We start from the raw sequence: 1467 nt of genomic DNA on the forward strand, positions 1-1467 counted from the left end.
AGTGGGAGCATCATGCGGTTCTTAGATATTGCATCATCCTGAAAGACTCAGGCGCGCGGTCCGCAGCGGACATAGACCATGGTCTGGTAACGGGTGGCCGCATCCTTGTCGACGAAGCGGGTGATCAGCACCCGTCCGTCGAACGAGACGACCTCGCGATCCTGCTCGCCGCCCGGCGGGCCTGCGGGACCGATATAGTTCTTGCCGCCGGCCGAACCCTTCAGCCGCAGCTCCTGCGGGGTCGCCTGGTCGGCGAGGTGCATGATCACGCCACCGGATGTTCCCTGCCCGATCGTGTAAGGCTGCTTGCACTGCGCCAGCGCCATCTTCTCGGTGCGCGCGCGGTCATTGGGATTGTTGTAGGCGGCCAGCCCCCATTTGCCCACGAGATCTTCCGCCCGGATGGTCGCCGGCACCTCCGGTTCGATGGGCGCCTCGGTCTGCTGCATGGGGGACGACGGCGACAGGCTGAAGCCCGTGCAGGCTCCCAGAAGCATCGTGAGCGCCGACGCGATACCGAGATTGGCGATCGGCCGCGCGCACCGTGAACTCGTCATGGCATCCCCTTAAGGAACAAGATCGTGGCTGCCCCGTCCGGCAACCAAGCGCAAAACACGCGTCAGAGCAACGACGTCGAACGACGACGCCGCTCCACTAACATGTCTGGCTCGGTTCAACATCCCCTAACAGCCTCAAGAAGGGCTTAACCGCCGGCCTTTGCTTGACAGGAACAGCGGCAAGCCATATTTCCGGCAGCGGTCTTTAGCACTCGGAGGGCACGATTGCTAAAGCTGCGCGCCGGTTGGAGGCCCAGTTGGGCGTCAATTGTGGCCGCATTCAGATTCCTCCGACAGCAACCTCTACCAAAGCACCCGCAAAGGGATCCGTCATGGCTAAATCGAAGTTTCGTCCCCTGCACGATCGCGTCGTGGTTAAGCGCATCGACGCCGAAGAGAAGACCAAGGGCGGCATCATCATTCCCGACTCCGCCAAGGAAAAGCCCTCGCAGGGCGAAGTCGTCGCCGTCGGCCCCGGCGGCCGCGACGAGAGCGGCAAGCTGACCCCGCTCGACGTCAAGGTCGGCGACCGCGTGCTGTTCGGCAAGTGGTCCGGCACCGAGGTCAAGCTGGACGGCGAGGAGCTCCTGATCATGAAGGAGTCCGACATCATGGGCGTCGTCGCCTGATCCCGATCCGCCCGGGGCGGCGCCGAGCCGCCCGGGGCAACCTAGCGTTTTTCAACCTCGTTGAGGCGACAGGCCGGCGATCACGCCCCTGGCCGGCGAGGTCCACTCCAGGAGAGTTTCAAATGGCAGCCAAGGACGTCAAATTCTCTGGCGACGCGCGCGACCGCATGCTGCGCGGCGTCGACATTCTCGCCAACGCCGTCAAGGTGACGCTCGGCCCGAAGGGCCGCAACGTCGTCATCGAGAAGAGCTTCGGCGCTCCCCGCATCACCAAGGACGGT

At 64.0% G+C, this 1467-nt stretch carries 2 protein-coding genes; one reads left to right on the plus strand and one right to left on the minus strand.

All coding sequences use genetic code 11. The features are described 5' to 3' along the window. Positions 1-47: 47 nt before the first annotated feature. Entirely contained in the window at positions 48-557 is a 510-nt protein-coding gene (locus BRAO375_RS27050) for a hypothetical protein (protein ID WP_009030615.1), read from the minus strand. 332 nt (positions 558-889) lie between these two features. Here BRAO375_RS27050 and groES point away from each other — a divergent pair, with 332 nt between their 5' ends. Next, a complete protein-coding gene (gene groES / locus BRAO375_RS27055; RefSeq protein ID WP_006610368.1) occupies positions 890-1186 on the plus strand; it encodes a co-chaperone GroES in 297 nt (98 codons plus the stop codon). Positions 1187-1467 lie beyond the last annotated feature (281 nt).

This window comes from Bradyrhizobium sp. ORS 375, assembly GCF_000239775.1.
Taxonomy (GTDB): domain Bacteria; phylum Pseudomonadota; class Alphaproteobacteria; order Rhizobiales; family Xanthobacteraceae; genus Bradyrhizobium.

Bases quoted from the DNA above. Each gene is read 5' to 3' on its own strand.
- groES (WP_006610368.1), top strand. From the start codon at position 890: ATGGCTAAATCGAAGTTTCGTCCCCTGCACGATCGCGTCGTGGTTAAG.
- BRAO375_RS27050 (WP_009030615.1), bottom strand. From the start codon at position 557: ATGACGAGTTCACGGTGCGCGCGGCCGATCGCCAATCTCGGTATCGCG.